The organism is Enterococcus sp. DIV1411a (assembly GCF_050531945.1).
In the GTDB taxonomy this organism is placed as follows: Bacteria; Bacillota; Bacilli; order Lactobacillales; family Enterococcaceae; genus Enterococcus_B; species Enterococcus_B faecium.
On record NZ_CP172892.1, the window covers coordinates 692341 to 715791 of the forward strand.

At 38.9% G+C, this 23451-nt stretch carries 19 protein-coding genes and 1 other annotated feature; of the genes, 17 read left to right on the forward strand and 2 right to left on the reverse strand.

From position 1 onward, the window contains the following. Nucleotides 1–42: 42 nt before the first annotated feature. The 6 genes from IGJ87_RS03275 to IGJ87_RS03300 all read left to right on the forward strand — a co-directional run bounded on the left by IGJ87_RS03275 (nucleotide 43) and on the right by IGJ87_RS03300 (nucleotide 9122). Nucleotides 43–2403 (forward strand): endonuclease MutS2, encoded by a 2361-nt coding sequence (locus IGJ87_RS03275; protein WP_002295089.1) that lies wholly within the window; start codon nucleotides 43–45, stop codon nucleotides 2401–2403. Between the two features lie 86 nt (nucleotides 2404–2489). Further along, on the forward strand, nucleotides 2490–2804 hold the full coding sequence (gene trxA, locus IGJ87_RS03280) for a thioredoxin (RefSeq protein ID WP_002290803.1): 315 nt from the start codon (nucleotides 2490–2492) through the stop codon (nucleotides 2802–2804). Between the two features lie 181 nt (nucleotides 2805–2985). After that, a complete protein-coding gene (uvrC, locus tag IGJ87_RS03285; RefSeq protein ID WP_002295090.1) occupies nucleotides 2986–4764 on the forward strand; it encodes an excinuclease ABC subunit UvrC in 1779 nt (592 codons plus the stop codon). Nucleotides 4765–4908: 144 nt separating this feature from the next. Beyond that, nucleotides 4909–5808, forward strand: a complete 900-nt coding sequence (locus IGJ87_RS03290) for an ABC transporter ATP-binding protein (protein WP_002295091.1) — start codon at nucleotides 4909–4911, stop codon at nucleotides 5806–5808. After that, on the forward strand, nucleotides 5801–7063 hold the full coding sequence (locus IGJ87_RS03295) for an ABC transporter permease (protein WP_002295092.1): 1263 nt from the start codon (nucleotides 5801–5803) through the stop codon (nucleotides 7061–7063). Before IGJ87_RS03290 ends, IGJ87_RS03295 begins: the two co-directional genes overlap by 8 nt. 160 nt (nucleotides 7064–7223) lie before the next feature. Next, nucleotides 7224–9122: a fructose-bisphosphatase class III gene (locus tag IGJ87_RS03300; RefSeq protein WP_002295093.1), complete on the forward strand. Its 1899-nt coding sequence runs from the start codon at nucleotides 7224–7226 to the stop codon at nucleotides 9120–9122. A gap of 329 nt (nucleotides 9123–9451) precedes the next feature. On the opposite strand, the gene IGJ87_RS03305 is transcribed toward IGJ87_RS03300, so the two are convergent. After that, on the reverse strand, nucleotides 9452–10171 hold the full coding sequence (locus tag IGJ87_RS03305) for a gamma-glutamyl-gamma-aminobutyrate hydrolase family protein (protein WP_002325846.1): 720 nt from the start codon (nucleotides 10169–10171) through the stop codon (nucleotides 9452–9454). A gap of 189 nt (nucleotides 10172–10360) precedes the next feature. Then, nucleotides 10361–10408, forward strand: a sequence feature (sodium ion sensor (DUF1646 type); this cis-regulatory element may regulate processes involved in with the transportation of sodium ions). Nucleotides 10409–10507: 99 nt separating this feature from the next. Between IGJ87_RS03305 and IGJ87_RS03310 the strand changes: the two genes are divergently transcribed. The 11 genes from IGJ87_RS03310 to IGJ87_RS03360 all read left to right on the forward strand — a co-directional run bounded on the left by IGJ87_RS03310 (nucleotide 10508) and on the right by IGJ87_RS03360 (nucleotide 21963). Next, nucleotides 10508–10840 (forward strand): hypothetical protein, encoded by a 333-nt coding sequence (locus tag IGJ87_RS03310; protein WP_002349065.1) that lies wholly within the window; start codon nucleotides 10508–10510, stop codon nucleotides 10838–10840. Beyond that, nucleotides 10827–12830: a V-type ATP synthase subunit I gene (locus IGJ87_RS03315; protein WP_002295096.1), complete on the forward strand. Its 2004-nt coding sequence runs from the start codon at nucleotides 10827–10829 to the stop codon at nucleotides 12828–12830. The genes IGJ87_RS03310 and IGJ87_RS03315 overlap by 14 nt, the downstream gene beginning before the upstream one ends. A gap of 18 nt (nucleotides 12831–12848) precedes the next feature. Continuing rightward, nucleotides 12849–13319: a V-type ATP synthase subunit K gene (locus IGJ87_RS03320; protein WP_002292848.1), complete on the forward strand. Its 471-nt coding sequence runs from the start codon at nucleotides 12849–12851 to the stop codon at nucleotides 13317–13319. Between the two features lie 20 nt (nucleotides 13320–13339). Then, nucleotides 13340–13924, forward strand: coding sequence for an ATPase V (locus IGJ87_RS03325; protein ID WP_430609850.1), 585 nt, complete (start codon nucleotides 13340–13342; stop codon nucleotides 13922–13924). A 14-nt stretch (nucleotides 13925–13938) separates the two neighbouring features. Beyond that, on the forward strand, nucleotides 13939–14925 hold the full coding sequence (locus tag IGJ87_RS03330; RefSeq protein ID WP_002295099.1) for a V-type ATPase subunit: 987 nt from the start codon (nucleotides 13939–13941) through the stop codon (nucleotides 14923–14925). Beyond that, the gene (locus IGJ87_RS03335; protein ID WP_002292844.1) at nucleotides 14915–15226 is read left to right on the forward strand and encodes a V-type ATP synthase subunit F; all 312 of its coding nucleotides are present in this window, start codon (nucleotides 14915–14917) and stop codon (nucleotides 15224–15226) included. Before IGJ87_RS03330 ends, IGJ87_RS03335 begins: the two co-directional genes overlap by 11 nt. Nucleotides 15227–15247: 21 nt before the next feature. Beyond that, nucleotides 15248–17029 (forward strand): V-type ATP synthase subunit A, encoded by a 1782-nt coding sequence (locus tag IGJ87_RS03340; RefSeq protein WP_002295101.1) that lies wholly within the window; start codon nucleotides 15248–15250, stop codon nucleotides 17027–17029. Beyond that, the gene (locus IGJ87_RS03345; protein ID WP_002292842.1) at nucleotides 17022–18398 is read left to right on the forward strand and encodes a V-type ATP synthase subunit B; all 1377 of its coding nucleotides are present in this window, start codon (nucleotides 17022–17024) and stop codon (nucleotides 18396–18398) included. Before IGJ87_RS03340 ends, IGJ87_RS03345 begins: the two co-directional genes overlap by 8 nt. A gap of 6 nt (nucleotides 18399–18404) precedes the next feature. After that, nucleotides 18405–19040, forward strand: a complete 636-nt coding sequence (locus IGJ87_RS03350) for a V-type ATP synthase subunit D (protein ID WP_002295103.1) — start codon at nucleotides 18405–18407, stop codon at nucleotides 19038–19040. A gap of 29 nt (nucleotides 19041–19069) precedes the next feature. Beyond that, nucleotides 19070–20425, forward strand: coding sequence for a TrkH family potassium uptake protein (locus IGJ87_RS03355; RefSeq protein WP_002295106.1), 1356 nt, complete (start codon nucleotides 19070–19072; stop codon nucleotides 20423–20425). Nucleotides 20426–20800: 375 nt separating this feature from the next. Then, nucleotides 20801–21963 (forward strand): IS3 family transposase gene (locus IGJ87_RS03360; RefSeq protein ID WP_086956687.1). Its coding sequence is split into 2 segments (ribosomal slippage): nucleotides 20801–21077 and nucleotides 21077–21963, totalling 1164 coding nucleotides; the frame shifts between segments, so codons are not numbered across the junction. Here IGJ87_RS03360 and IGJ87_RS03365 read toward each other — a convergent pair. After that, the gene (locus IGJ87_RS03365; RefSeq protein WP_318220400.1) at nucleotides 21947–23380 is read right to left on the reverse strand and encodes a PLP-dependent aminotransferase family protein; all 1434 of its coding nucleotides are present in this window, start codon (nucleotides 23378–23380) and stop codon (nucleotides 21947–21949) included. The genes IGJ87_RS03360 and IGJ87_RS03365 overlap by 17 nt on opposite strands. Nucleotides 23381–23451: the final 71 nt, after the last annotated feature.

The following is a 23451-nucleotide window of genomic DNA, read 5'->3' on the forward strand; positions in this document are numbered from 1 at the left end:
CCGGCACAGCTCTTTTTTCATAGTGAAAGATAAGGTGATAAAATGAATAACCGAATCCTTGAAACATTGGAATTTGAAAAAGTCAAACAGATGGTCAGACAATTTGTAGTGACTGCACAAGGAAAAGAAGAACTGGCAGAATTGGTACCAGTGAGTGAGAAACAAACGATCACAAACTGGCTTCAAGAAACTGAGGATGGATTGAAAGTGCAACGTCTGCGAGGCGGGATCCCTATACCTAAAATTGAAAATATCCGTCCCCATATGAAACGGATTGAGATCGGAGCAGACTTGAATGGAGTGGAGCTTGCACAAGTTTCCAGAGTATTGTCTACGACAAGCGAATTGAATCGTTTCATTGATGATCTTTCTGACAGTGAAATCGAATTTGCACGTTTGTATATGTGGGCAGATCAGTTAGTCACGATCCCTGTTTTGAGCCGCCGTTTAAAGGAAGCAATCGATGAAGACGGACGCGTGACTGATGACGCTTCTCCTGAGTTAAAGAGCATAAGACAGAACATTCGGCGAAGTGAACAAGCTGTTCGTGAACAGTTAGATGGGATCGTCCGTGGGAAAAATGCAAAGTATTTAAGTGATGCGATCATCACCATGCGAAATGACCGCTACGTTATCCCAGTCAAACAAGAATACCGCGGTGTATTTGGCGGTGTAGTCCACGATCAAAGTGCTTCAGGTCAGACTTTATTTATTGAACCAAAACAAGTGGTGGATTTGAATAATCGTTTGCGTCAATACCAAATCGCTGAACGAAATGAGATTCAACGTATTTTAAGTGAACTTTCTGCTGAACTTGTTCCCCATCGTCAAGAAATCATCCACAATGCTTATGTGATTGGTAAAATGGATCTGATGAATGCAAAAGCACGATTTGGTAAAGAAGTAAAAGCCATCGTGCCGGGAATCAGTGAAGACAATCATGTCGTCTTGAAACAAGCAAGACATCCACTGATCGATCAGGAAAAAGTAGTTTCTAATGACATCACAATCGGAAAAGACTATCAAGCCATCGTCATTACAGGACCTAACACAGGTGGGAAAACGATCACGTTGAAGACTTTAGGTCTGTTACAACTGATGGGGCAAGCAGGATTACCGATTCCTGCAGGTGAAGAAAGTCAAATCGGTATTTTTGAGGAAGTATTTGCGGATATAGGAGACGAACAGTCGATTGAGCAAAGTCTATCGACCTTTTCTTCTCATATGACGAACACTGTAGATATTTTATCAAAAGTCAATGAAAAAAGTCTGGTATTATTTGACGAGCTCGGTGCAGGAACAGATCCGCAAGAAGGTGCTGCTCTAGCAATCGCAATCTTAGATGATCTTGGTAAAAAGTCTGCTTATGTGATGGCAACAACGCATTATCCTGAATTGAAAGTTTATGGATATAATCGGGCAAATACGATTAATGCCAGCATGGAGTTTGATGTGGATACATTAAGTCCAACGTATCGTTTGCTGATTGGCGTTCCTGGACGAAGCAATGCGTTTGAAATCTCTAGCCGATTAGGTCTTGATACAGAAGTTATTGATGAAGCGAAGCAGTTGATGAATGATGAGAGCCAAGATTTAAACGAAATGATCACAGATTTAGAGAATCGCCGGAAAATGGCAGAGACCGAATATCTGGAAATGCGTCATTTTGTTTCTGAGGCACAAGAACTTCACGATGATTTGAAAGAAGCTTACAGCTATTTCTTTGAAGAACGTGAAAAAGAAATGGAAAAAGCAAAGAAAAAAGCAAATGAAGTCGTGTCAGAGGCGGAAGAAAAAGCAGAAAAAATCATTGCTGATATTCGTAAAATGCAACAGCAGATTGGGCAAGGAAATGTGAAAGAGCATCAGTTGATCGATGCAAAGACCCAATTAGCAAATCTACATCAAGAAGAAACTTTGAAGAAAAATAAAGTATTGAAGAAGGCGAAAGAACAAAAAACGTTGAAACCGGGAGACGAAGTGTTGGTTACGACTTACGGCCAAAGAGGGACGCTTTTACGTAAAAACGGGAATCAGTGGCAAGTAGAAATCGGTATATTAAAAATGAATGTGTCCGAAGACGAGCTGACGCCTGTTGCTCCTCAAAAAGAGCCGACACAACGAGTTATCCATGCTGTACGATCTGAATCTAGTAGTCACGTGCCGAATCAATTGGACCTTCGAGGAAAACGATACGAAGAAGCGCTAAGTGAGGTAGATCAATATTTGGATTCTGCCATTCTAGCTGGTTATCCTCAAGTGACTATTGTCCACGGAAAAGGAACAGGCGCACTTCGCAAGGGAATTACTGATTATCTTAAAAACCATCGGAGCGTCAAAAGCTTTGAGTTTGCACCGGCAAACCAAGGCGGAAATGGTGCGACAATTGTTAAATTTAAGTAAAGCTTACTAAAGGTAAGCAGATGGTTCGCTATCCAAGTATAGAAATGCTATACTAGTCATAGATTTTAAAAATGGAGGTCTTTGATATGTCACAAGTAATTACAGATAAGACATTTAATGAAGAAACAGATAAAGGACTTGTATTGATTGATTTTTGGGCAACTTGGTGTGGTCCATGTCGTATGCAAGCACCGATTTTGGATCAGTTGGAACAAGAATATGATGAAGAAGAATTCAGAATTGCTAAAATGGATGTGGATGAAAATCCAGAAACTCCTCAACAATTCGGTATCATGAGCATTCCAACATTAATGTTGAAAAAAGATGGTCAAGTAGTAGAAAAAGCTGTTGGTGTTCATTCAAAAGAACAACTACGTCAAATGATCGATCAATATTTATAAAAACTTACAGCAAAAATAAGCTGAGGGTGGGACTGAATCCAGTTCCGTCCTCGGTTTTTTTGCGGTTGAGTTAAGGTTATTCAAATTAATATTTTTTGAGTATAATTACGTTGTCAGGCTGGATTGTTTTTTTGACAGACATGCTATAATAACTTTAATTGAATATGAAGGGGAGTACCAGATGAACGAACGAATCAAAAACAAATTAGCTTTACTTCCTGATCAGCCCGGCTGTTACTTGATGAAAGATAAAAATGGAACGATCATTTATGTCGGCAAAGCCAAAATATTAAAAAATCGTGTCCGCTCATATTTTACTGGTAGCCATAATACGAAAACGGAACGGCTTGTTAGTGAAATCGAAGACTTTGAATACATCGTTACAGAATCGAATATCGAAGCATTGCTCTTAGAGATCAATCTGATAAAGAAAAATGATCCTAAATACAACATTATGTTAAAGGATGATAAAACCTATCCTTTCCTTAAGATAACGAATGAAAAATATCCCCGTTTGGTGATTACTCGTAAGGTACTAAAAGACAAAGCACTGTATTTTGGACCATATCCCGATGTCGGTGCGGCGAATGAGACAAAGAAGATCCTCGATCGATTATTTCCTCTGAGAAAATGCAAACCTAGTCAGACGAAGGAGCCTTGTCTTTACTATCATTTGGGACAATGCCTGTGTCCTTATTATTTCGACGTAGATCCGAAAGTCTATACGAAAATCGTTGATGAAGTGAAAAACTTTTTAAACGGAGGACACGAAAAAATCGAGTCAGAGATCCATCAGAAAATGGAAAAAGCTGCTGAAAACATGGAGTTTGAAAAAGCTGCAGAATACCGAGACCAGATCCGTGCCATTGAGACAATCATGACTCGCCAAAAAATGACAAATACTGATTTACTGGATCGAGATGTATTTGGTTATGCGATTGATAAAGGATGGATGTGTGTCCAAGTGTTTTTCGTAAGACAAGGAAAGCTAATTGAACGAGATGTTTCAATGTTTCCTTTCTATAACGAAGCAGAAGAAGATTTCTTGACTTACCTCGGTCAGTTTTATCAGGAAAATGAGCATTTCATTCCTAAAGAAGTCTTGATTCCTGATACGATCGACAAGCCCAGTGTAGAAGCTTTGTTAGCTACGAAAGTGCTGCAACCAAAACGAGGAGAAAAGAAAAAATTAGTTGAATTGGCGAGTAAGAATGCCTCAGTTGCTTTGAATGAACGGTTTGATCTGATTGCCAGAAAACAGGAACGGACGATCGGAGCAGTTGAACGTTTAGGAAACGCGATGAATATCCCGACCCCAATACGTATCGAGTCTTTTGATAACTCTAATATCATGGGGACGAATCCTGTGGCTGCGATGGTCGTATTCATTGATGGAAAACCGGCAAGAAAAGAATATCGGAAATATAAAATAAAAACAGTCAACGGACCGGATGATTATGCATCAATGAGAGAAGTCATCTATCGCAGATATTCGCGAGTGATTCGCGAAGGGTTGCCTTTACCTGATTTGATCTTGATCGATGGAGGAAAAGGACAAGTAGATGTGGCAAAAGATGTCTTAGAAAATCAATTAGGAATCGATATTCCTATTGCTGGCATGGCAAAAAACGATAAACATAAAACAAATGAGTTGCTATTCGGTACAGATTTGGCTGTAGTACCGCTTGAGCGAAATTCACCAGAGTTTTTCTTACTCCAGCGAATCCAAGATGAAGTCCATCGATTCGCAATCACTTTCCATCGGCAGCTACGCAGTAAAAACAGTTTTGCTTCCCGATTAGATGAAATTGAAGGGTTAGGACCAAAACGAAAAAAAATGCTGCTTAAAGAGTTCAAATCGTTGAAAAATATCACAGCAGCCACGACAGAAGAATTACAAGAAATCGGACTGCCGAAAAATGTCGCACAAAACGTATTTGATAAATTACATCAGGAATGAGGAAAGGGCACTTTACAAAGAAAGTAAAGTGTCCTATCATTTTATGTACAACAAAAAGAGCGTTTACGTTTTGTTGGTAAATAATAAATCGCTTACGTCTGGTGTCTAAGGATATATGTGATTTCTTGAAGAAGGAGTGAAGAAATGTTAGAAGTCAAGGATCTTGTTAAAACTTTTGGGAACTACACAGCTGTCGATCATGTCTCTTTCCAAATCCCCGATGGAAAAATCATGGGGCTAATTGGCCAAAACGGGGCTGGGAAGACAACGACTTTTCGTTTGATCTTGGATTTTTTGACACAAGACCAAGGAGAAGTGTTATGGAATGGCCATCATCTTGGGGAGAAAGATTATGATGTCATCGGTTATCTTCCGGAGGAACGGGGACTTTATCCGAAAGTAACGATTCAAGACCAACTGCTTTATTTTGCAGAACTTAGAGGGAAATCAAGAAAAGAGATTGAACCAAAAATCGACTTTTGGATGGAAAAATTTCAGGTAAAAGGGAAAAAGACGGATAAAGTAAAATCTTTGTCTAAAGGAAATCAGCAAAAAGTCCAGCTGATCGCCACGTTAATCCATGAACCTAAATTGATCATTTTGGATGAGCCATTCAGCGGGTTAGATCCGGTAAATGCTGAATTGCTAAAAGATGGAATATTGGAATTGAAAAAACATGGTTCATGTGTCATTTTTTCTAGCCACAATATGGATAATGTAGAAAAAATCTGCGATCATTTGATCATGTTGCGAAACGGAAAAATGGTTTTGAATGGAAAAGTACATGAGATTCGTGAATCATTTGGCCGTACGAAGTTATTCTTGGAATCTGGTTTAAGCCAACAGGAAGTAGAAGAAATCGAAGGCGTGAAAAAAGTGATCCTTCATGAAGACAATACGTTAGAGATTACCTTAGAAGATCCTGAAGCTGGGAAAGAAATCTTTACTCGTGCGACTCAGTTCGGCTACATTCCTATGTTTAACCAGCAACCGCCAACTTTGGAAGAGATTTTCAAATTGAAAGCAGGTGAAATCGATGCGTAAGTTTTGGATTATTACCAAAGATGTCTATTTAAAAAATGTTAAGTCGATTTCTTTCTTGATCATGATATTAGTCCCTTTTATCATGCTGGGTATCATTTATGTAGCAGGAAACTTTGCTCAACAAAATAGTGATGTCAATAAAATCGGCGTATTGGCTGATAATGAGCAAATCAGTCAGCAAATGAGCCAAGTCAAAACAGATGATTTTGAGTTCAAAGCAGTTGATTCTGAAGAAAAAGCACAAAAAGAGCTTTCGGAAGAAAAAATCGATGCGTATTTAGTAGTCTCAACTGAGAATGATAAGATAAATGGGATGCTTTATAGCGAAAATTCATTAGGACAAAGTACACAACTACTGATACAACAACAACTGACTGGCTTGCAATCGATGCTTCGAGCGAGTCAATTAGGCATTTCACCAGAAGAAGTAGCTAGCTTGAGCCAACAAGCAAGTTTGACTCGACAAAAAGTCAATTTTGATTCAAAAGGAAAAATGACAGTCGGAGAAGATAACTCGACAGTCCAATACGTCGTAAGTTATGTAGCAACGATTGTCTTGTTCATTATTATTTTGACGTATGCGCAGATCATTGCACAAGAGATCGCTTCTGAAAAAGGCACGCGGATCATGGAAGTGATCCTGTCCAGTACGACTGCACAAAAGCATTTTTACGGAAAATTAACAGGTGTTTTACTTGTTGCATTAACGCAAATGGCATTATACGGTATTATTTTTGGTATAGGATACAGTCAATTCAAAGATATGGAAATGGTCAAAAATATATTAGACGGTATCTCATTGGATAACTTGATTGGACCATTCTTGTGGTATTCTCTTCTATTCATGATCTTTGGCATTTTGATTTTTTCTGTTTTAGCAGCTTTATGTGGCTCTTTGGTCAACAAAGCAGAAGATACAGCAAAAGCAATTTTGCCAGTGACTTATCTATCTCTAGGCGGATACATGCTTGGATTGATACTAGGAGCTTCAGATCCAAACAATATCGTTATTCGGATCACTTCGTATATTCCATTCTTATCTTCATATATTATGCCGATTCGCTTAGCAAATGAGACAGTCGGTATGGGTGGAGCATTGATTTCCTTGTTGGTACTTGTAGCCGTAACATTCTTATTGATGATCTTGTCTGCAAACATGTACAAATCGAATGTACTCGTTTATAGCGAAGGCGGATTATGGAGTTCATTGAAACAATCGATTTCAATTATGAGGAATGAACGAAAAAAAGCATAAAACAATCCTAAAATACAGAAGGAAGCTGGACATCTATTGTTCCCAGCTTCTTTTTGTATAGACCTATTTTATTTATTTTACTATATTGGATATATATTCATTGAAAATAGTGTATAACAACTTTATAATATTGAGTATACCAATTTTTGGAGGCGTTTTAATGGACCGTTATTTAGATTTACTTTCAGAAAAATTCCCCTCAACGGAGGATGTCATCACGGAAATCATCAATCTCGAAGCAATTTTGCAGCTTCCAAAAGGAACAGAGTTATTTTTGAGTGATATACATGGCGAATTTCCTGCTTTTGATCATATTCTGCGTATCGGTTCAGGAAATCTTAAAGAAAAGATCAAAGACCTTTTTTCTGAACAAATGACGGAAACGGATATCAGCCAATTCACTATTTTTACGGCTTATCCAGAATATGCATTAACGACTGATTGGTACAAAGAACAAGATAAATCGCAGCTGATCCATCATTTGATCGATCTTTTACGGTTTACGACAGTCAAATATACCCGGTCAAAAGTTCGAAAAGGATTGCCGAAAGAATATAGCTATATCATTGAGGAACTCTTGTATATCGATGACCGTATCAATGGAAAAAAAGACTATGTAAAAAAAATCATTGAACAACTTGTTTTGATGAAGGAAGAAGAAAAATTTTTAACGAAACTTGCACAGACGATCCAAAAATCTGTCATCGATCATTTGCATATCGTTGGAGATATTTTTGACCGAGGAACTCAAGCAGCCAAAGTGATGGATCGAATCATGGATTTTTCTTCTGTAGATATCCAATGGGGAAATCATGATATTTTGTGGATTGGTGCGTATTGCGGCTCTGAGGCATGTTTACTGACACTTTTACGGATTGCAGCACGCTATAATTATTTATTTGAATTAGAGAAAGAATATGGGTTGAATTTACGTCCATTGTTTTCTTTTGCTCATCAAACTTATCAGAAGAATCCAGTATTTGCGCCTAAAAACAGTAAAAATCTATCCGAAAGAGAGCAAGAAGAATTAGAAAAAATCCATCAGGCACTTTCTATCCTTCAATTCAAATCAGAACATCAGTTATTGGATCGTCGACCTGAATTTAAAATGGACGATCGTAAATTGCTGGAAAAAATCGACTATGAAGCATCAACGATTGATTTAGAAGGTCAGCTCTATGAGTTGAAAGGAACTTGTTTTCAAACGATCCAGCCAGATGATCCAAAAAAATTCTTGGAAGAGGAACAAAAAGTGATTGATAGTTTGATGTATTCATTCCAGCACTCTTTGAGAATGCAAAAACATATGACGTTTTTGATCGAAAAAGGGGGAATGTATCTCACGAACAATCAGCATGTGCTGTTTCATGGCTGTATACCTGTAGACGAGAAGGGACAGCTCTTAGCATTTGAATTAGACCAATCTTATCGCGGAAAAGAACTGCTGGGCTTTTTTGAAAAACAGATAACTGAAAGCGCAAAAGATCTGACTGCAAAAGAAGATTTAGCAACCGATTTGATTTGGTATGCGTGGAGTGGGCCATTTTCGCCTTTATTCGGCAAGAGTAAAATGGCGACTTTTGAACGTTATTTTCTCACAGAGCCTCATACGCACGTCGAGAAAAGCAATCCTTATTATCACTTGCGAGATGAAGAGTGGTTCAGTGAAAAAATTTTAGCAGAATTCGACACAAAAGAAGAAGGGTCAGCAATCATTAATGGGCACACGCCAGTAAAAGTAAAAAAAGGGGAGTCACCGATCAAAGCAAATGGAAAAGTATTTGTCATTGACGGAGGTTTATCCAAAGCTTATCAAAAAACGACAGGAATTGCCGGTTATTCACTATTATGCAATTCTTATGGTTTCCAAATCGTGACACATTATCCGTTTTTGCCTATTGAACAACAATTTGCAAAAAAATCCGACCAAACAAATGTGAAAAAAGTAATCGAACAGCAACTACCACGCAAACTCAATCGTGATACAACAAAAGGTATGGAACTGCAGCAGCAGATTACCCAGCTCAAAAGGCTGTTGGACTATCGAAAGGACGATTGAGAAGAATTCCAGTGAACATTGTTCCATAGACTGGAGACTGAGACAAAAGTCGTGTCGCAGTCTCTTTTTCCGGATAAACGGTGTTCTTCTGCCAACTCCTCGGTCACAAGTCACACTATTCAACAAACATGAAAAGCTGTTTTTTGAAATTGCTCCTTGTGACTCAGAGTTGAACGGCAGGCTCACGACCTCTTGGTATAAACGGTGTTCAAAAGCCAGTTTCTCGGTATTAAGCCAAATTTATGCAAAAATGTGAAAAGCCATTTTCACAAAATTTTTCTTAATACTCGAAACTAAACAGCTTTTTCACAACCCCCTCAGAAAGTCTATTAAAATTCATTCACAAAGAAATCGAATAAGCGCTGTTCAGATGGATGTACACGGTGGGTAAGTTCCGGATGCCATTGAACACCGAGGATTTTATGCATATCATCTTTGCTTTGAACCGCTTCAACGAGTCCATCGTTAGAAAAAGCGATGGCTTTTAATAAAGGTGAAAGATCTTTGACTGCCTGATGATGGTAAGAATTCACAAAATATGGATCGGAGAGAAGGTTGCTTAACAAACTGTCTGAAACAATCTTGACTTCGTGAGTCGTAAATTGCGGGGCAGTGGGCTGTTGTTCATGTTTTACTGACCACTTTGGATATAATGAAAGATCTTGATAAAGTGTACCTTCCAAAACGACATTCAATAGTTGGAGTCCCCGGCAGACTGCAAAAATTGGTTTTCTTTGTTTCAATGCTTCCAAGATCAGTGCCTGTTCAAATTGGTCTCGTTGAATATTTGTTTCCGTTAGCTTTGGATGAGGATCTTCCATGTAAAGTTGTGGACTGACATCTTGACCACCTGCAAGAATAAGTTTGTCGATTTGTCCAATCAGTTGAGGAGCTGAATCTGGAGACATGACTGGCAGAATAAGAGGCAATCCTTGAGCATCTAAAACTGCATCCACGAATCCTTGCGGTGTATAGCTCACTTGATTTCCTTGGAAAGTATCTGTTGCTCGAATCAGTTGATTTCCGGCAATGCCGATGATTGGTTTCATTTGTATTCCCCCTAAAGTAGACTTATTGTAACAAGGATTTAAAAAAAATTAAACTATGTAAGACTTGCCCCTATACTTATCTGTTCTTGCTGTGTTACTATCTGTAAAGAGAAATTTCGTGTGAAATTCATGACGATAGTTGAAAATATTGCTTAATTTGTTATAATAAAAAGTAAGCAGAAATAAAAAGGTTGGGCGTAAGCTTCAAGGATCTAGTTCTTCAAGGGGTGAGAAGGACATTTTATTGAAGGGGCCTGCCTATACTAAGTTATCTTTAGAGGTACATACTTTCAATGAAAAAAGAAAGCATGTACCTCTTTTTTAAATCGAAAGGAAGTGAAGCAAGTGTTAGAAGCTTTGGAACAAATCCGAAAAGCAGAAGAAGAAAATGAAAAGCGTGCTCAAACACTGCGGCAGCAGCTGAAGATCTATGCAACAGAAAAAGAGCAGGAATTGGAAACGATCCAAACAAACTATCGACAACAACTAAAACAGTTGGTGGAAGAAAAAGAACAATTTGAAATACAAGAATTAGAAAAAGAAAAAATGAAATTGAAAGCAGAAGCAGACAAGGTGCAAGCAACTTTGAAAGATCAATATCAAAAGCATCAGAGTCAAGCGATCGGTGCGATCATTGAAAGGGTGAAAGAAACTTATGGCCGTCACTAAGATGGAAAAAGTGACCCTCATTTCAGATAAAAGAAATCAGGAGAGGATTTTACAAGCAGTACAAGGAATCCAAAACGTTGAAATCCGGGATCTGTATCAAAATAGAACAAACAACCAGTGGGTGGAGAAGTATTTTCCAGATACCACGATTATTGATAAAGAAGCAAAATTAAGCGCTCTAGGTAATCGGTTGAAAGACATCCAAGAAGCTATCCAATTCATACAACACCACGGCGATAGCCGTCAAAAGAAACTCCATTTGAAACGTCAAGAACTTTCCTTACAAGATTTGGAAGCCAATTATTCCGAAGAAAATTTCATAAATAAATTGAAAGAAGTCCTTGATTTAAAAGAAAAGTGGGAACAACTAACTGAAGAACGTGATCGTTTAGAAGAAGAGGAAGAATGGCTTCTTCATTGGCAACAGCTGGATATTGCTCCAAGTATGTATGCAAGTAAGACGACCATTTTTGAGATGGGGACTGTGAGTGCAGCAAATTTTGAAAGTTTCAAGGAAGAACTGAGTAAGCTTGATGACGTTTATATGGAAGAAATAGATTATACGCCAAAACAAGTTTATCTTTCGTATGTTGCTTTAAAAAAATCAGTTGCTGTTATAGAAGAAATTGCTGGGAAATACGGGTTCAATAAAGAAACGTATCCTTATGAACAAAATCCTAAAGAAAAACTGCAAGAGACCAAGCAGCAATTATCCATTGTTCACGAGCAGCAAAAGAAGATAACGACAGCGTTAGGTCAGTGCAGTGGCTATATCCAAGAATTTGAATGGGTAGAAGAAGTCACACTTGCCGTTGCAGAACGAGAAAAAATAAAAGAACGGTTTATCCATGCGACTTATCTGATCGTTTTGCAAGGTTGGGTAGATGCAGAAGAAAAACAGAATTTGCTGCATGTGTTAAACGAAACCGTATCAGAAGAAGATATATACGTCAGTTTCGAAACACCAAACTCAGAAGAGATTCAGCAGGAAGTCCCTACTAAATTGAAAAACCATCCGCTTGTCGAACCTTTTGAATTGCTGACTGAAATGTACAGTCTGCCAAAATATGAAGAAGTAGATCCAACACCTTGGATGACACCATTTTATCTTGTCTTCTTCGGGATGATGGTCGCAGATGTTGGTTATGGTTTGCTGATGCTCATTGGGACAATACTAGCTCAAAAACTACTTGTTCTACCACGCGGGATGAAACGTTTCGTAAAATTCTTTGAGATTCTCTCGATACCATCGATCATCTGGGGATTGATCTACAGTTCATTTTTCGGACAGTCATTACCAAAAGAACTGTTTGGCATCCGCTTGCCTTTCCCAATCCTATCTACGACGGATGACGTCAATACGATTTTGATTTTATCCGTGATTTTCGGTCTGATACAGATTTTGGTTGGATTATTTGTGGCAGCAAAGGAAAATATCAGGAGAAAAGATTACTTGAGTGCTGTCAGTGATGGATTTGCCTGGCAAGGGATCCTAATTGGGATCGTTATTGCGTTGGTTGGTGCCATGTTGATAAAAAATACAGCATTTGTTTACCTTGGCGCTGGGCTATCGATCATTGCTGCCTTATGTATCTTGATCGTTCCGATTATCCAAACGCCGTCTAAAGTCAAAGGTGCTGCCAAAGGTGCGTATAATCTTTACGGACTGACCGGCTATATCGGTGATTTAGTCAGTTATACACGTTTGATGGCATTGGGTATTTCAGGCGGAAGTATTGGAGCGGCATTCAATATGCTAGTTGCTTTCATGCCGCCAGCTGCTCGATTCAGTGTAGGGATCCTTTTGATCATCGCTTTACACGCACTGAATATGTTTTTGACACTGCTAAGTGCCTATGTCCATGGCGCACGATTGCAGTATGTCGAATTTTTTGGGAAGTTTTATACAGGAGGCGGACGTGCCTTTGATCCGCTGAAAACGGCGGAAAAATACGTCAACATCAATCACAAGAAAAAAAACAATAAATAATTGGAGGATTTTTATATAATGATGGATTACTTAATTAGTCAAAATGGTGGAATGGTATTTGCGGTATTAGCGATGGCAACAGCGACGATTTTTTCAGGGATCGGTTCAGCTAAAGGTGTTGGAATGACAGGTGAGGCAGCAGCAGCATTGACAACAAGTCAACCCGAAAAATTCGGGCAGGCTCTGATTCTGCAATTGCTTCCAGGCACGCAAGGTTTGTATGGATTCGTTATTGCCTTTTTGATTTTTATCAACTTAGGAAATGACATGTCAGTTGTACAAGGACTGAACTTTCTAGGTGCTTCTCTGCCGATTGCTTTTACAGGCTTGTTTTCAGGTATTGCCCAAGGAAAAGTCGCAGCGGCAGGTATTCAAATTTTAGCGAAAAAACCTGAACATGCTACAAAAGGAATCATTTTTGCTGCGATGGTTGAAACATACGCGATTTTAGGTTTCGTTATTTCCTTCCTATTAGTGTTGAATGCCTAAGCATAAAGGAGGAAAAGCAGATGAACGCCATTGAAAAAATCATCTCTCAGATGAACGAAGCAGCAGAGCAGGAAAGAGCGGCGTTAGAACAAGAAGAGCGAATGAAGATCGATCAAAACTTTGAACAAAAACGTACGCAAGTTGAAACAGAACATCAAAAACAAAAAGAAAAACAAATCGAATTACTCGAAAAAAAATACCGTCAGCTAAGGAATCGCCAGCAAGTAGAAGTACGACAAGAAAATTTGAATGCGAAGCAGGAATTTTTAAGACGATTGTTTGCAGATGCGGTAACTGAAATGGAAAATTGGGATGAATCTGAACAAATCCAGTTTATCAAAAATGCATTGTATTCATTACCTTTGACAGAAAAAGTAGCATTCATTGCTGGAGAAAAATCAGCAGCCTATCTTTCTCAGACGTTGTTGGATGAATGGAACAATGAACTTCCCTTTATGATGGTTTTAAGTGATGAAACTGTTGCTGATCAAGCGGGTTTTCTGATAAACGATCAAGGAGTTCAGTATAATTTTCTTTTCAGCAGCCTTGTACAAGATATCCAAGGAACGATGAGTTTTGAGATTGCCAATCAATTATTCGAATAAGGAGGGATCAGTGTATGGAATACCACGAACTAAATCCCTTGATTCGCGGAAGAGAGCTTGAACTTTTGTCCAATGAGACATTTGAACGGATGATTCAAACAAATTCTGTCGAAGCACTTGGTGAAATATTGAAATCCACGATTTACAGTCCATATATTTATGACGGATATGAATATGACTTCGAACAGAATCTTTTAAAGGAGCAGAGCCGTCTATTTCGCTGGTTAAAGGAATCAGCACCGGAGCCTGAAATCGTTTGGATCTATACGATGCGTTATACTTTCCATAATCTGAAGGTTTTGACAAAAGCTGAGATGACAAATCAAAATCTGGACCATTTGTATATCGACGATGGATTTTATTCATTAGAAACCTTGAAGGATGCCATTCATACGCAAGTTTCAAATGAACTTCCTGAAAGCATTATGGACAGTATACGAGAAGTACGTGATTATTTTGAAGAGTCTACCATTCTTCAGGGAATTGACGTGATTTATGATCGACAGTTTTTGACAGAGCAGCGACGGCTTGCCGATAAGCTAGGATATCAAGAATTGCTGACAGAAGTCATTGCTTTTATTGACTTGACCAATATCACAACGATGGCTCGAGGAATATTGCAGAAAAGAACATATGGGTTCATGACGACGGTACTTTCCAGCTCGGGAAGTATCGAAAAAGAAGTATTTTTGAACTTTGTAGATAAAGATATGGAAGATTACACGAATTTTCTATTAGAGACAGATTATGCTGATTTTCTGCGCCCTGTCATCCGTGAGGGAAATATTGATCTCGTAAAGCTTGAACAGTTGAAAGATGATTATCTAAGTTCATTGTATCAAGAAGCACAAACCCAGGCTTTCGGACCACTGCCACTACTAGCCTTTTTGAACGCAAAAGAGGTAGAAAGCAAAAACCTTCGTTTACTGGTTATCGGCAAAAGAAGCCATTTCGAATCAGAAACAATCAGAAAGCGGGTGAGACAAGTCTATGACGCATAAGATCGGTGTAGTTGGCGACAAAGATTCTGTTTTGCCATTCAAATTGTTTGGCTTTGATGTTCGTTATGGTACAACCAAGCAAACCGTTCGTCAGGCAATTGAAGAAATGGCAAAGAATGAGTATGGCGTGATTTATGTCACAGAGCAATGTGCAGCATTGAGCCCAGAAACGATCGAACGTTACAAGGAACAAATGATACCTGCTATCGTATTGATTCCCAATCATCAAGGATCATTAGGGATAGGGCTGGAAGAAATTCAAAAAAACGTAGAAAAAGCAGTAGGTCAAAATATCTTATAGTATGAAAAGGAGATAGAAATTTTGCAAATTGGAAAAATCATAAAAGTCTCCGGACCTCTTGTAATGGCTGAGAACATGTCTGATGCCAGTATCCAAGACATGTGTCTAGTGGGAGATCTAGGAGTTATCGGAGAAATTATCGAGATGCGTGGCGATGTGGCGTCTATTCAAGTATATGAAGAGACTTCTGGAATTGGTCCAGGCGAACCGGTTCGCTCTACTGGTGAAGCTTTATCTGTTGAATTAGGACCAGGGATCATTTCACAAATGTTTGACGGAATCCAACGGCCATTAGATACCTTTATGGAAATCACACAAAGTAATTTCTTAGGGCGCGGAGTTCAATTGCCCGCATTGGACCATGAGAAAAAATGGTGGTTCGAACCAACAGTAGAAGCCGGAGAAACGGTGAGTGCTGGAGATGTTATCGGGATCGTAGAAGAAACAAAAGTTATAAAACATAAAATCATGGTGCCAAATGGGATAAAAGGAACGATCAAAACAATCGAAAAAGGTTCATTCACTATTGATGAAACAGTATGTGTCATTGAAACCGAAAATGGTGACAAAAATTTGACGATGCTTCAAAAATGGCCAGTAAGACGTAGTCGGCCAATCAAAGAAAAATTAAACCCGGATGCACCCATGATCACTGGACAGCGAGTGATTGATACATTCTTCCCAGTGACAAAAGGAGGAGCAGCAGCTGTACCTGGTCCTTTTGGTGCAGGGAAAACAGTCGTTCAGCATCAAATTGCAAAATGGGCCGATGTGGACATGGTTGTCTATGTGGGATGTGGCGAGCGTGGAAATGAGATGACGGATGTTTTAAATGAATTCCCTGAATTGATTGACCCTAATACAGGAGAATCGTTGATGGAACGTACGGTATTGATTGCTAATACATCAAACATGCCAGTAGCAGCTCGAGAAGCTTCTATCTATACGGGAATCACAATTGCGGAATATTTCCGTGACATGGGTTATGACGTTGCTATCATGGCAGACTCCACTTCACGATGGGCAGAAGCACTTCGTGAGATGAGCGGACGTTTGGAAGAAATGCCTGGTGATGAAGGTTATCCAGCTTATCTTGGTTCACGGCTTGCGGAATACTATGAACGATCTGGAAGAGTCATTGCATTAGGATCAGAAGGTCGCGAAGGAAGTATAACCGCAATCAGTGCTGTATCCCCGTCTGGAGGGGATATTTCGGAACCAGTCACACAAAATACATTGCGGGTCGTAAAAGTATTCTGGGGTCTTGATTCCAGTTTAGCCCAAAAAAGACATTTTCCTTCGATCGATTGGATACAAAGCTATTCTCTTTATTCAACAGAAGTAGGGAAGTATATGGATCATATCCTTCAAGCTGACTGGGCATCCATGGTCACCGAGGGCATGCGTATTTTGCAGGAAGAACAGCAGCTGAATGAAATCGTGCGTTTGGTAGGGATTGATTCCCTTTCAGATAATGACCGTCTGACATTAGAAGTGGCAAAATCCATTCGTGAAGATTATTTGCAGCAAAATGCTTTTGATGATGTCGATACATTCACTTCAAGAGAGAAACAATTCAAAATGTTGAAGATGATCTTGACCTTTGGTGAAGAAGGACGCCGTGCGTTGTCGTTAGGTGCTTATTTAAGTGAGATCATGGACGGTACCGTATCGATTCGTGAAAGGATCGGACGAAGCAAATATATCCCGGAAACAGAATTAGAAAAACTAGATCAAATTATTGGTGAAATCAAGCAAACGATGCAAACGATCGTTTCAGAAGGAGGCATGAGCAATGATTAAAGAATATCGTACGATCGGTGAAGTCGTCGGTCCATTGATGGCGGTTGAAAAAGTTGCTGGTGTCAAATATGAAGAATTAATCGAAGTCCGTATGCAAAATGGCGAGATTCGTCGTGGACAAGTATTGGAAGTCCAAGAAGATAAAGCAATGGTCCAAATATTCGAAGGAACAAGTGGTATCAATTTACGTGACTCTTCTGTACGATTTTTAGGCCATCCTTTAGAACTAGGTGTATCGGAAGACATGATCGGTCGAGTATTCGATGGTTTGGGACGACCGAAAGATAACGGACCAGAGATCCTGCCTGAAAAGCATTTGGATATTAACGGAGAAGTAATCAATCCAGTAGCTCGGGATTATCCAGATGAGTTTATCCAAACAGGTATCTCTGCAATCGATCATTTGAATACATTAGTTCGTGGGCAAAAATTACCAGTATTTTCTGGCTCTGGTCTTCCTCATAAAGAATTAGCTGCTCAGATCGCGCGACAAGCAACGGTACTCGATTCATCAGATGATTTCGCCGTAGTCTTTGCTGCTATTGGAATCACTTTTGAAGAAGCTGAATTTTTCATGGAAGATTTTCGTCAAACGGGCGCAATCGACCGTTCTGTCATGTTTATGAATTTAGCAAACGACCCTGCAATCGAACGTATCGCTACTCCTCGTATGGCTTTGACTGCTGCAGAATATCTTGCTTATGAAAAGGGAATGCATGTTTTGGTTATCATGACAGACATGACCAACTATGCAGAGGCATTGCGAGAGATTTCTGCAGCACGGCGAGAAGTTCCAGGAAGAAGAGGATATCCTGGGTATCTTTACACGAACTTAGCTACTTTATTCGAACGAGCAGGAAGAATCCGCGGACTAAAAGGATCGGTTACTCAAATTCCGATTCTAACAATGCCAGAAGACGATAAAACTCATCCAATCCCTGACTTGACTGGTTATATTACAGAAGGACAGATCATCTTGACTAGAGAGCTTTACAAGAGTGGGATTCAGCCACCAATTGATGTACTCCCGTCTCTTTCGCGGTTAAAAGATAAGGGAACTGGACCCGGAAAGACAAGAGAAGACCATGCAGCTACGATGAATCAGCTTTTTGCAGCCTATGCACAAGGAAAACAGGCAAAAGAATTAGCCGTAGTTTTAGGTGAATCTGCTTTATCTGATGTAGACAAGATCTATGCGAAGTTTGCTGAGCGGTTTGAAAAAGAATATGTCAATCAAGGATTCTACACGAACCGTTCGATTACTGAAACACTTGATCTAGGGTGGGAACTGCTATCGATGTTGCCAAGAACCGAATTAAAACGAATCAAAGACGACATGCTGGACAAATATCTGCCAGAAGGGAAGTGAGTTCTGATGGCACGATTGAATGTGAATCCGACCCGCATGGAATTGACTCGATTGAAAAAACAGTTGACAACTGCCACAAGAGGGCATAAATTATTAAAAGATAAGCAAGATGAACTGATGCGTCAATTCATCCTGTTGATTCGAAAGAACAACCAGCTGCGTCAAGAAATGGAAGAGTCTATGACAGAAGCAATGTCTGATTTTGTATTGGCAAATGCTTCGATCACGGAACCTTTCATCGAAGAATTATTTGTTTTGCCGGCGGAAAACGTTGATTTGTCTATCGTAGACAAAAATATCATGAGTGTAAAAGTACCTGTGATGAATTTTGAATATGATGAACAGCTGACAGACACACCTTTGGAATACGGGTATTTGAATTCCAGTGCCGAACTGGATCGGTCAATCGATCGGTTTACTACCCTGCTTCCAAAACTTTTGGAACTGACAGAAATCGAAAAAACTTGTCAACTGATGGCGAGTGAAATCGAAAAGACACGTCGGCGAGTCAATGCATTAGAATATATGACGATCCCTCAATTAGAAGAAACGATCTATTATATTCGTATGAAGCTGGAAGAAAACGAGCGCGCAGAAGTAACAAGGTTGATCAAAGTAAAAAATATGGGTACCACTGACTAAGTGGTATCTTTTTTTAAAAGAGGAAAACGATGATTAAACAAAGCAAACAAATAAAGAAACGTTTGCCGGCTGTTCAGCTTCTCGCATTAGGATTTTTTCTCCTGATTTTAGTTGGCGGCGGCCTACTTACCCTACCATTTTTTAGTAATAGTGGGCATGGGACAAATTTTATCGATGCGCTTTTCACTGCAACTTCTGCTGTCTGTGTAACGGGATTGACAACATTGAATACAGCAGAGCATTGGAACAGTGCTGGTCAATTTTTGATCATGCTTTTGATTGAGATCGGCGGTCTTGGTTTTATGATGGTTCCGATTCTATGCTTTGCATTGATAAAGAAGAAAGTCAGTCTCAGCACACGTATTATATTAAAAGAAGCGCTGAATCTAGAAGAAGTATCAGGTGTGATGAAGCTCATGCTTTACATCCTAAAATTGGCCTTTGTGATCCAATTGATTGGTACGGTTGCTTTATCTTTTGTATTTGTGCCTGAATTTGGCTGGTTGAAAGGTATCTGGTACAGTTTGTTCCATGCAATCTCTAGTTTTTGTAATGCAGGGTTTGATTTGTTAGGAGACAGTTTAGCCAATCACCAGCAAAATGTTTATTTGATCATGGTGGTATCTGCTTTGATCATTTCTGGTGGGTTAGGCTTCATCGTATGGCGTGATTTACTGGAATATCATCAGAAAAAGAAGATGACGATTCATTCAAAAATCGCATTAACCGTTACAGGTACCCTTTTATTAGGCGGATTCGTTGTGTTCTTTTTCACAGAGCGCAATGGGGCAACGCTAGTGGAAGGGAATATGTTTCAACGATTGGCAAACACCTTTTTTATGAGTGTGACACCTAGAACGGCTGGATATTATTCAGTTGATTACCTCCATATGAGCCATGCAGGTCTGATTTTAACGATGTTTTTGATGTACATCGGCGGAACATCTGGGTCGACGGCCGGCGGATTGAAAACAACTACGTTAGGTGTGTTGCTGATCCAGATGCGTTCGATGTTGAAAGGACGTACGAGAGCGGAAGCATTTGGCCGTACCATCCGACAAGGCGCAGTGTTGCGGGCACTTACTTTATTTTTTGTTACGTTGACGTTGTGTGTAGTCGCCATCATGATTTTATCGGTGACTGAAACGATACCTAAAACTTCTGGCATCGAATATATTGCTTTTGAGGTCTTCTCTGCGTTTGGTACAGTAGGTCTTACGATGGGATTGACGCCAGACTTGACTGCAATAGGGAAATTGATCATTATAGCGCTTATGTACATTGGACGAGTTGGTGTATTGACTGTGGTCTTCTCTCTGATGACAAAAGCACAAAGAACACAATCAAAATACAAATATCCAGAAGAAAGTGTCATGATTGGATAATTTCATCTTCTGACAGAAACCTAGTGATTTAGTAAAATAAGAAAATAAAATAATTTTTCTTGCTTCTTGGATACTTTAAGTGCAAAATGTTCGTTTATTTTTTGAGGCACTACCCGTTGTTGAACCTCGGGTAGTGCCTCTTTTTTATTGAAAGGAATCAATAAGATTTGATTCCTTTATTTATCAATAGGTTATAATTCATATTTTTTTATTTTTTCTTTTACGATACTTAGTCCAGAAGCTAAAATTTCAAGGTTATTAGAGGATAGGGAAATTCGAACGAATGCATCTGGTTGCGCATGGATAGGCTACAATTAACTAGACAGAAAAATTAAGGTGTGTAGACTAGAAGAAAACATACCAGAAGGAATTTTTATGTCTAAGAGAACACGAAGAACTTTTTCACAAGAATTCAAGCAACAAATCGTCAATCTTTACTTAGCTGGAAAGCCACGTGTAGAAATCATTCGAGAATATGAACTAACGGCTTCAGCATTTGACAAATGGGTAAAGCAATCTAAAACGAGTGGTTCATTCAAAGAAAAAGATAATCTTACGCCTGAACAAAAAGAATTGTTAGAACTACGTAAAAGAAACCAGCAATTAGAAATGGAAAATGATATTTTAAAGCAAGCAGCGCTGATATTCGGACGAAGAGACAAGTAATCGATGCGAATAAGCATCTTTACCCTATATCAGCGATGTGCAGAATATTAGGTCTATCACGTCAGTCCTATTATTATCAATCAAAACCAAAGAAAGACGAATCAGAACTTGAAGAAGTAGTCGCTGAAGAATTTATCCGCAGCCGAAAGGCCTACGGCTCAAGAAAAATAAAAAAAGCCTTATCAAAACGAGGCATTCAGATCAGCCGACGAAAAATTAGTAGAATCATGAAAAATAGAGGATTAAAATCGAGCTATACTGTTGCTTATTTTAAAGTACATCATTCTACTTGCAATGAAGCCAAAACGACAAACGTATTGAATCGTAAATTCTTAAGAGACAACCCATTAGAAGCGATCGTAACAGACTTGACTTATGTACGAGTCGGGAAAAAATGGAATTATGTCTGTTTCATTTTGGATCTGTTCAATCGAGAAATTCTCGGCTATTCTTGTGGAGAACATAAAGATGCCGTTCTAGTAAAAAAAGCATTTAGCCGTATCAAACAACCTCTGACAGAGGTTGAGATTTTTCATACTGATCGTGGAAAAGAGTTTGATAACCAAGCTATTGATGAATTATTAACAACTTTTGACATCAATCGATCATTGAGTCATAAAGGCTGTCCTTTTGATAATGCCGTAGCTGAATCAACTTATAAGTCGTTGAAAGTAGAATTTGTCTATCAATACACATTTGAAACCTTACAACAATTGGATTTGGAGTTATTTGACTATGTCAATTGGTGGAACCACCTTCGGTTGCACGGTACACTTGGCTACGAGACACCGGTTGGTTACCGTAACCAGAGATTGGCGCAGCGAATCCTTGATAATGAGCTCGGATGTGCTAACGCTAGCGAGGCAGTCTAACTTTAACTGTTAGCTCCTGCCGAAGATCGTCACATCCGAGGAGGCTCATTGTCAAGGACAATCGGAATAGCATACGGAAAGAAGTTCTGCACCTTATAAAATTTGTCAAAAAAACTGTTGCCATTCCAGCACGTGTAGTAAAGCGTCTGGAATGATAAAGTCGGATACCGTTAGCAAGAAAGTCATTCTCAATTATCTTAGGGTCAATCTCAGGATCAACTGGAAGAATTCGATAGTAAGGGACACGATTCGTTGGTTTTTCTACTTTGAAAAGAGAATCAAAAAGCTGATTGGCTCTTTTTGTAAGACTTAATTTAGTTTCTAAGATCCTATTTGCTTCATTTGAATGGAGGATTTGAGTGATGACTTCCACATCTAATCCAGAAGTTTTCACATTTATATTAAAAATTGCTTGTTCTATCTTGCTTTGGACATGTACTGGAACTACAAGATAAGCAACTCGCAATCCAGAACAAATAAATTTTGTCATTCCAGCTAAGTAGATTGTTTGGTTAGGTAATAAATTTTGGAAAGGAGGAATGATCGTATGTTGATAGTAAGTTGTTAAAAATGAATGGATATCATCTTCAATAACCCATAGACCTTCTTTTTCAATCACTTCGGCTAATTGCTCTCGTCTTTTGTGAGAGATTTGAAACCCTATAGGATTATTACAAGAAGGCATAAGAAAGACACCATGAATCTTCTTTTTTCTACATTCCTGAATCAATATATCAGGTCGCATTCCTTGCTCGTCAAAATCAATTGGAACGATCTCTAAATGATATAACTGAGCCAATTCAATGAAATTAGCGTATGTATATCGGTCTGTTGCTATTCTATCACCTGGAGAGAAAAGTGCAGAAAGTGTGATAGCCAATCCATTTTGAACACCGGAAACAATAGATAGAGATTCTAAGGACGGAATGACTCCTTGAGTTTTTAACCAATTTGCTGCAGTAGTCAATTGAAAATTTGTGCCTTTGGGATCTTGGTAATTAAGCAAACCAACAAGATTTGGGTTATTACTAGTTGATTGAATAAACGGGACAACGAATTTATTACATTCTTCAAAAGAACTAACCAGACCAAAATCAATGATATGTTCGGTTACTTCATTGGTAGAGATGGTGATGGACTCAAAGACATTGGGAGAAATAAATGTGCCACTTCCAATATTCGTATACAGCAAACCTTTCTCAATTCCATATTTATAAGCCTTGCCAACGGTAGTAAAATTTAAATCTAAATAATCAGCTAGCTCTCTTTGGGAGGGTAACTGAGTGTTTTTCTGTAATTTATTCTTTAAAATATCTTGTTCTAATTGTTGAATCAACGATCGATAATAAGGACGCTTCAATTTTTGTTTGTCTGGTCGCCAAGTTAACGGGTAATTGTCATAAGAATTAATAGGCATTTTCTCCACTCCTTAAAATTGTATACCATACAATTTTACCATTGATTGTATTGATTTTAGAAGTTAATCTT

Bases quoted from the DNA above. Each gene is read 5' to 3' on its own strand.
- trxA (WP_002290803.1), top strand. From the start codon at position 2,490: ATGTCACAAGTAATTACAGATAAGACATTTAATGAAGAAACAGATAAA.
- IGJ87_RS03345 (WP_002292842.1), top strand. From the start codon at position 17,022: ATGATTAAAGAATATCGTACGATCGGTGAAGTCGTCGGTCCATTGATG.
- IGJ87_RS03315 (WP_002295096.1), top strand. From the start codon at position 10,827: ATGGCCGTCACTAAGATGGAAAAAGTGACCCTCATTTCAGATAAAAGA.
- IGJ87_RS03300 (WP_002295093.1), top strand. From the start codon at position 7,224: ATGGACCGTTATTTAGATTTACTTTCAGAAAAATTCCCCTCAACGGAG.
- IGJ87_RS03320 (WP_002292848.1), top strand. From the start codon at position 12,849: ATGATGGATTACTTAATTAGTCAAAATGGTGGAATGGTATTTGCGGTA.
- IGJ87_RS03330 (WP_002295099.1), top strand. From the start codon at position 13,939: ATGGAATACCACGAACTAAATCCCTTGATTCGCGGAAGAGAGCTTGAA.
- IGJ87_RS03355 (WP_002295106.1), top strand. From the start codon at position 19,070: ATGATTAAACAAAGCAAACAAATAAAGAAACGTTTGCCGGCTGTTCAG.
- IGJ87_RS03335 (WP_002292844.1), top strand. From the start codon at position 14,915: ATGACGCATAAGATCGGTGTAGTTGGCGACAAAGATTCTGTTTTGCCA.
- IGJ87_RS03275 (WP_002295089.1), top strand. From the start codon at position 43: ATGAATAACCGAATCCTTGAAACATTGGAATTTGAAAAAGTCAAACAG.
- IGJ87_RS03295 (WP_002295092.1), top strand. From the start codon at position 5,801: ATGCGTAAGTTTTGGATTATTACCAAAGATGTCTATTTAAAAAATGTT.
- IGJ87_RS03325 (WP_430609850.1), top strand. From the start codon at position 13,340: ATGAACGCCATTGAAAAAATCATCTCTCAGATGAACGAAGCAGCAGAG.
- uvrC (WP_002295090.1), top strand. From the start codon at position 2,986: ATGAACGAACGAATCAAAAACAAATTAGCTTTACTTCCTGATCAGCCC.
- IGJ87_RS03305 (WP_002325846.1), bottom strand. From the start codon at position 10,171: ATGAAACCAATCATCGGCATTGCCGGAAATCAACTGATTCGAGCAACA.
- IGJ87_RS03365 (WP_318220400.1), bottom strand. From the start codon at position 23,380: ATGCCTATTAATTCTTATGACAATTACCCGTTAACTTGGCGACCAGAC.
- IGJ87_RS03290 (WP_002295091.1), top strand. From the start codon at position 4,909: ATGTTAGAAGTCAAGGATCTTGTTAAAACTTTTGGGAACTACACAGCT.
- IGJ87_RS03350 (WP_002295103.1), top strand. From the start codon at position 18,405: ATGGCACGATTGAATGTGAATCCGACCCGCATGGAATTGACTCGATTG.